The organism is Virgibacillus sp. AGTR (assembly GCF_016919725.2).
Classification (GTDB): Bacteria; Bacillota; Bacilli; order Bacillales; family Amphibacillaceae; genus Virgibacillus; species Virgibacillus salarius.
Genome location: NZ_JAJERH010000118.1, coordinates 1 through 6854 on the forward strand (window position 1 = coordinate 1; position 6854 = coordinate 6854).

The 6854-nt window shown below is 37.6% G+C and carries 6 protein-coding genes; all 6 read left to right on the top strand.

Features of this window, described 5'->3' with window-relative positions:
* The first annotated feature begins 458 nt into the window (after positions 1 to 458).
* Genes JUJ52_RS22235 through JUJ52_RS22260 form a run of 6 tightly spaced genes read left to right on the top strand, consistent with a single transcriptional unit; the run spans position 459 to position 6702 of the window.
* Positions 459 to 1283 (top strand): PHP domain-containing protein, encoded by an 825-nt coding sequence (locus JUJ52_RS22235; protein WP_034678148.1) that lies wholly within the window; start codon positions 459 to 461, stop codon positions 1281 to 1283.
* The gene (locus tag JUJ52_RS22240; protein ID WP_051388220.1) at positions 1280 to 2074 is read left to right on the top strand and encodes a sugar phosphate isomerase/epimerase family protein; all 795 of its coding nucleotides are present in this window, start codon (positions 1280 to 1282) and stop codon (positions 2072 to 2074) included. The genes JUJ52_RS22235 and JUJ52_RS22240 overlap by 4 nt, the downstream gene beginning before the upstream one ends.
* Positions 2071 to 2856 (top strand): 5'/3'-nucleotidase SurE, encoded by a 786-nt coding sequence (surE, locus tag JUJ52_RS22245; protein WP_026679639.1) that lies wholly within the window; start codon positions 2071 to 2073, stop codon positions 2854 to 2856. The genes JUJ52_RS22240 and surE overlap by 4 nt, the downstream gene beginning before the upstream one ends.
* Positions 2857 to 3903, top strand: coding sequence for an ABC transporter substrate-binding protein (locus JUJ52_RS22250; RefSeq protein WP_205389424.1), 1047 nt, complete (start codon positions 2857 to 2859; stop codon positions 3901 to 3903).
* Positions 3904 to 3928: 25 nt separating this feature from the next.
* Entirely contained in the window at positions 3929 to 5668 is a 1740-nt protein-coding gene (locus tag JUJ52_RS22255) for an ABC transporter permease (protein ID WP_226983599.1), read from the top strand.
* Complete coding sequence (locus tag JUJ52_RS22260) at positions 5665 to 6702, top strand: ABC transporter ATP-binding protein (protein ID WP_026679637.1); 1038 nt, start codon at positions 5665 to 5667, stop codon at positions 6700 to 6702. Before JUJ52_RS22255 ends, JUJ52_RS22260 begins: the two co-directional genes overlap by 4 nt.
* Positions 6703 to 6854: the final 152 nt, after the last annotated feature.

Below are 6854 nucleotides of genomic sequence, written 5' to 3' on the forward strand. Positions count from 1 at the left end.
GTTTTGCTGCTGTTAAAGGGCGCTTACCCCTTGTTTGTAGACTTCCTATTTAAAAACTCCTCTTATGATTAGAAAAAGCTCCTACAATTTAAGCTTTAGTTAATAAGTACGCTCCATTTATTAACGGCTAGTAGCCTCTGTTTCCTTTTGTTACGCAGACAACTCAAATTTACAATAATTTTAAATATAGCTCCTACATGAACTAGATGGTATTAATATAACGTAAATAATTTACTTCCCCTTTACAATTTAAGCTGACTATGACCATCCCTCTCCCTGTTAGAGCTTAAAACATCAGCATTTCTAATAACTTTCCATATATTGGGGTAAAAATAGATGATTAACTTTCATTTACAAAAAAACAGCTTTTATTTAATTATAGCTTTAATCTTCCTTTACATTTGGCTACTACAATAAAGTTAGACATCGAAATAAGTGTGTTGGAAAGGAGGATCTTGATGACTAAAACAGAATTACACATTCATTCGACATTTTCCGATGGAGGTTATAATCCATCAGAAATAATAAACAAAGCAGCAGCAACAGGTATACAAATTCTTTCTTTTACGGATCATGACGCTATTGGTGCTTATGATGCAGCTTTACGCCATGCGGAAGCGAATCACATTACGTTAATTCCAGGGATAGAGCTCAATACAGATGGGGAAGACGGAGAGCTACACATCCTTGGGTATTTTTTTGATCCTCACCATAGGAAAATGTTTGAGTATACATTATGGCGCAAACAGGAGCGTACTATATGGACTAAAAAGATAATTACGCTGTTAAATCAGCTTGGTTATCTGATTACGTTTGAAGGTGTAAGGCAGCATGTCCCTGGAGAGATTATCGTACGTACACATATAGCGGAAGCACTTGCAAAAGAAAAATATTTTACAACGGCAAGAGAAGCTTATGAGGAATTACTAATTAAAGGTAAGCCAGCATTTGTGGAGCGTGCTGCTTTTTCTGCAAAAGACGCAATTGCGTTAATTCATGACTGTGGTGGGGAGGCTTATTTAGCACACCCCGGAACGTATTCCTCTCCAGTTCCGATAGATAATTTAATATCGTATGGGATAGATGGGATAGAGGTATACCATTCTAAACATAGCGAGGAAGATATCCATCATTGGTTAGCGTATGCCAAAAAACATGAGCTGCTCGTTTCCGGTGGTTCTGATTATCACGGAACGGAAGCAAGGAATTCTGTTGCAATAGGAAGTGTGCAGTTGGATGAACAATCCAAACAACATTGGATGAAACGAGTTGATCAATTATGAAATTTTTTATATCTTCCTCTTTATGTTGGGATTACCACCCGAAAGAAGTAATAACACTTGCTAAGAAGTTTTGTTTTTCAGGTGTAGAAATGTGGGCTGAACATATCTACCATCATGATGCTAATGCTAAGGTATTGCGTGATTATGCTAAAGAAGAGGGTATTGCTTTAACATTACATGCGTCCAGCTGGGATCTCAATATTTGTTCCATTAATAAGGGGATACAGGAGCAATCAGTGAAAGAACTAAAAAAATCAATTGATTTAGCGTCACAATTACAAGTGTTACACATGACGTTTCATCCGGGCAGATTTACGGTGAAAGATTATCTTTGGGAATATCATCAGGATCGCTTAATTGAAAATACGCAGGAATTATTAGCGTACGCTGCCGATAAGCAGGTAACACTGTCGCAAGAGTTAATGGAACCTATTGCTAAAGAGATTTTAACCCAACCAAAACATATGAATGTGTTTCAAGATAAAGTGGGTACAGAGCTTCCGGTTACTTTGGATATTGCACATGTTCCTTTGCATGAAAGCTCGATTCAATATTTGGAGCAATTAAGGTTTGTAAATAGTATTCACCTTAGTGATTCTAGTAAAGAACAATATCATGTTCCTTTAGGTGAAGGAGAGGTAGAGCTTCAGCACATATTAGAAGTTCTATCTACTATGGATGTTCCAATTGTACTAGAAGGTATGGACACGTCACGTGAATTAACTTTTTTAAAAAAGCATATTCAATTTCTTTATAACCATAAGTGGATCGAGAGGAAGGTATCTATTTGAAAATATTAATTACAAATGATGATGGCATTTTTGCACCTGGTGTGCAGGCGTTGGCAGATTTGCTTTCCCATTTTGGTGAAGTAACCGTCGTTTGCCCTGAAACAGAAAAAAGTGCCTATAGCCATAAAATAACGTTAAGACAACCATTGAAGTTAAAAAAAGTTGATTTTGCCTCACATGCAGAAGCCTTTGCTGTCAACGGTTCACCGGCAGATTGTGTCAAGCTTGGTATGGAGGTCTTACTTCCAGAAAAACCGGATATTGTTTTTTCTGGAATTAATATCGGACCGAATGTTGGTCGTGATTTGTACTATTCTGGAACAATTGCTGCTGCGCAAGAAGCAATGCTCTATCAGGTTCCTTCTGTTTCTGTGTCTTTAGAAACATTTGATAGCCGAAAAATAAAATTTGATATCGTGAAACAATTACTTTATCAAGTTGTGGAGGTGATTGTACAGAATAAAATCCCCAAAAATTTAATGCTTAATGTGAACTTACCTTACACGTCAAAAGAGCTCTGTAAAGGTGTTCGGGTGGTTCCGATGGATTTATCGGTATCACGCTATAACTTTGCTGGATTAAATGATCCCCACGGTCACATTTATTACTGGCTGAAGGATCACTATCATGAATTAGAGCTAAATGAAGGAACAGATTATCATTTGCTACGAGAAGGATATGTTACTATCTCGCCTATTGAATTAGTGCACACACGAAAGAGAAGAATTGATCAATTAACACGCTGGTTTTATCAATATACAAATTTACAGGAGGAAAAATAAATGAAAAGAATGGTTCTTTTTATGACATTATCATTGCTTTTAATATTTCTTGCGGCTTGCGGTGAAAGTGGAACTAATTCGAATGAATCTGATAAAGATAAGGATTCGAATGCGAGTGCAGCTAGTGATATGAGTGGTGAAATAGAGTTTTACACTTCCCAGCCTGATGTAGATGCGGAGAAGCTGGTGGATGCATTTAATCAAGAATATCCAGATGTTAAGGTAAACATATTCCGCTCAGGAACAGAAGAAGTAATCAGTAAAATTAACGCAGAAAATCAAGCTGGAGAAGTACAAGCTGATGTTTTACTAGTAGCAGATGCTGTAACCTTTGAAGGTTTAAAGAAAGAAAATATGCTAATGAATTATATGTCTCCAGAAGCTGAATCCATTCCGAACGATTTTGTTGATCCGGACGGTATGTACACGGGTACAAAAATAATGGCTACTGGTCTGATTGTAAATACAGATAAGGTTTCCGCAGCACCAACCTCATGGCAGGCGTTAACATCAGAAGATGCAAGCGACCAAATAGTCATGCCAAGTCCATTGTACTCTGGTGCAGCAGCATATAATTTAAGCGTATTGACTCGTAATCAAGCATTTGGCTGGGATTTTTATGAAGCTGTACAAAAGAATAGTCCAATGATTACGGAAGGAAATGGAGCAGTAATGGAAAACGTATCATCCGGTCAAAAATCATATGGGATGGTCGTAGACTATTTAGCTGCTCGTGCGGCAAATGACGGTTCTCCAATTCAATTAGTTTATCCAGAAGAGGGTGTACCTGTCATTACAGAACCAGTTGGCATCATGGCAGATACCGATCAAGAGGAAGTAGCGAAGGCTTTTGTTGATTTTATCTTGTCTGAAGAAGGGCAAAAAATGCAAGCAAAGATTGGATATACTCCGATTCGTGAAGGAGTCGAACCACCAAAGGGTTTAAAATCGCTTGATGAAATTAAGGTATTACAAGCTCCGATAGAGGAGTTATATGAAAGCCGTACATCAGATAAAGAGAAATTTGATGAACTGTTCTCCAAATAAGGATTACTAATTGTAGGTGATTGTATTGAATAATAAGGATTGGAATACTTTAACTAAAATAGAAGGGATGCGCAGAGGTGCATTTCCTTCTAGGTTATTTAACATATCATTGAAAACAGTTGGCGTTATACTGGTAGCTATATTTTTTATCGTTCCTATCATTCGATTGGTGATGATGAGCTTTACAACGGAAGAAGGATTTTCATTACAGTATTATCAAGAGATTTTGCAGGATCAGCAAACATGGCAAGTGTTAAAAAATACGTTGATAATTGTAACTGGATCTACCGTCATTGCTTTTATACTGGGTACGTTTTTTGCTTGGATTGTAGCATATACAGATATTCGCATGAAACGCCTGGTACAATTGTTTGTTTTTTTACCTTTTGTTATTCCTTCCTATATCACCTCGTTGGCATGGGTTCAATTTTTTGGCCCTGGTGGATTAATGGAGCGTATGGTGGCTTTCTTATCATTACCGAGCCTTTCCTGGGATTTGTATAGTATGTCTGGAATTATCTTTGTCATGGGGATTAGTCATTTTCCGCTCGTTTATTTATTTTCTATCCATGTATTTCGAAAAATACCTCGAGAAATGGAGCTGGCTGCCCAAATATCTGGATCAACGCGATGGAATACGTTTAAAAAGATTATTCTGCCTATGGCGCTTCCTGGCATTGTAGGTGGTTCATTTATTGCATTTTTAGGAAGTTTAGACAATTTTGGAATACCTGCTTTCTTAGGTACACCTGCTGATATCCCTGTATTATCCACATATATTTATCAACAAGTGATTGGCTTTGGTACATCCGCATTTAATCATGCTGCGGTATTATCAATGATACTAGGGGGCGTGGCGGTGACTGGTCTATTCGTCCAATGGTTATTATTAAGGAAATCGAAACAAGTAGAAACAACCAAATTAGATTATACGCCTCGTTATATTTTGGGGGAAAAGCGAATTGTTGTTGAAAGTATGATGTGGCTGTTCTTTGCTGTTACAAGTATTTTTCCATTAATTTCAATGGCAATGCTTTCGTTTTTACGTGCATATGGTCTTGATTTCCTTCCAGAAAATTTCTCGCTGAAAAATTATCAATACATTCTAACGAGTAATTCTACGATAGATGCTATTTTTACTAGTATGAAACTAGCTAGTGTGACTGCTGTTATAGGAATAATCGCAGGAACCATATTTGCTTATTTGCGTATTCGTAAAACGAACACCACGATAAAAGTGATGGAAACGGCAATTACAGTTCCTTATGCATTACCTGGGATGGTTTTAGCGTTAGCGATGATATTTGCATGGATGGAACCAATTAAAGGTTGGAACCCAGGTATCTATGGATCTGCCATCATCTTATATATTGCCTATATTACGAGATTTTTAATTTTACAGATAAGGAGTGGTGTGACAGCATTTCAGCAAATAGATATTCAGATTGAAGAGGCGGCACGAGTTAGTGGAACAAATGGTATAGGTAAGTGGAAGAAAATCTTGATTCCTTTAATTACACCAGGGATTTTAGGTGGAGCATTGTTAGTGTTTCTTAGTGCTTTATCAGAGCTTACTGTTTCTTCTCTACTATACGCTTCGACATCTGAGACGATTGGTGTGTCTATATTAAGCTTTCAGCAATCGGGCTATTCTTTATATGCTACGGCCTTCTCTAGTATTATTGTAGCTTTAATTATGCTTGGATATTTAGTGCTATTTGCTGTACAGCGTTTTTGGAGCAGAAAGGTGGATAAAAGTAAATGAGTACAACTGTACAAAACGTAATCAAAAAATTTGGAAGTTATCAAGCACTTCATCGTATTAATCTATCCATTCAAGAAGGGGAATTTCTTGCGATTCTCGGCCCATCTGGATGTGGGAAAACAACACTATTACGTTTATTGGCAGGTTTTGAATCACCTACCGATGGAAGTATTTTATTGGATGGTATAGAGGTAGCAAATGCGAAAACAGCTACTCCTCCAGAGCAACGAAACGTAAGTATGGTATTCCAATCATTTGCCTTATGGCCGCATATGAATGTAAAGGAGCATATTCAATTTCCCTTACAGCATCACCGTTTTGCTGATAAAGCAATGAAGCAAGATGCCAATCAGCGAATTCAGGAGGTGTTGGAGATTGTTAACTTAACAAACTTTTCTGACCGAATGCCTGGTGAATTGTCAGGTGGTCAGAAACAGCGTGTTTCACTTGCTAGAGCGATTGCTCCGAAGCCGAAATTATTGCTAATGGATGAACCTCTAAGTAATCTTGATGCAGAGTTACGTATGGAGATGCGACGGGAAATTCAAAACCTCCACCAATTAACCAAGGCATCTATAGTGTATGTTACGCATGATCAAGGAGAAGCTCTGGCAATGGCAGATCGAATTGTTGTGATGAATAATGGAGAGATAGAACAAATTGGTACGCCTGAAGAGATTTATTATCATCCAGAGACGCCGTTTGTTGCAAAATTTGTGGGAAAAGCTAATTTGTTCGAGGGAAGTTGGGAAGGAGATTCCTTTACCCTTAAGCATAGCAATGTGAAGTGGAAGGATTGGGGCATCTCCAATAAATTAAAGGAAAAGAGTATCTATCCATTGCGACCGGAGCAAATTACATTATCAAGAAAAGAGCACGGGGAGCTTACCGGTACTATTAAAACAAAACAGTTTCAAGGAAGGGATTATCACTATTCCGTAGCTGTGAATGATCAAGTTATTATCGGACATATACCGCTTAGTAAACCATTTGAAGTTGGTGAAAACGTCTCGGTTATCCCAATAGAAGGTTAGGTTGGGCATCATGCAGTTATTCTTCGTAGATTTTGGAGAATGGATGTGATCTGGATATCATATTATGTCAAAATCTTAAATAGTATGATCTATAGCGACTAATGCTTTAAATATAAGACAAATACAGCCATTGGCTGTACTTTTTTTAAGCC

Excerpts from the sequence above, each read along its gene's own strand:
- JUJ52_RS22235 (WP_034678148.1), top strand. The coding sequence starts at position 459 with ATGACTAAAACAGAATTACACATTCATTCGACATTTTCCGATGGAGGT.
- JUJ52_RS22240 (WP_051388220.1), top strand. The coding sequence starts at position 1,280 with ATGAAATTTTTTATATCTTCCTCTTTATGTTGGGATTACCACCCGAAA.
- JUJ52_RS22250 (WP_205389424.1), top strand. The coding sequence starts at position 2,857 with ATGAAAAGAATGGTTCTTTTTATGACATTATCATTGCTTTTAATATTT.
- JUJ52_RS22260 (WP_026679637.1), top strand. The coding sequence starts at position 5,665 with ATGAGTACAACTGTACAAAACGTAATCAAAAAATTTGGAAGTTATCAA.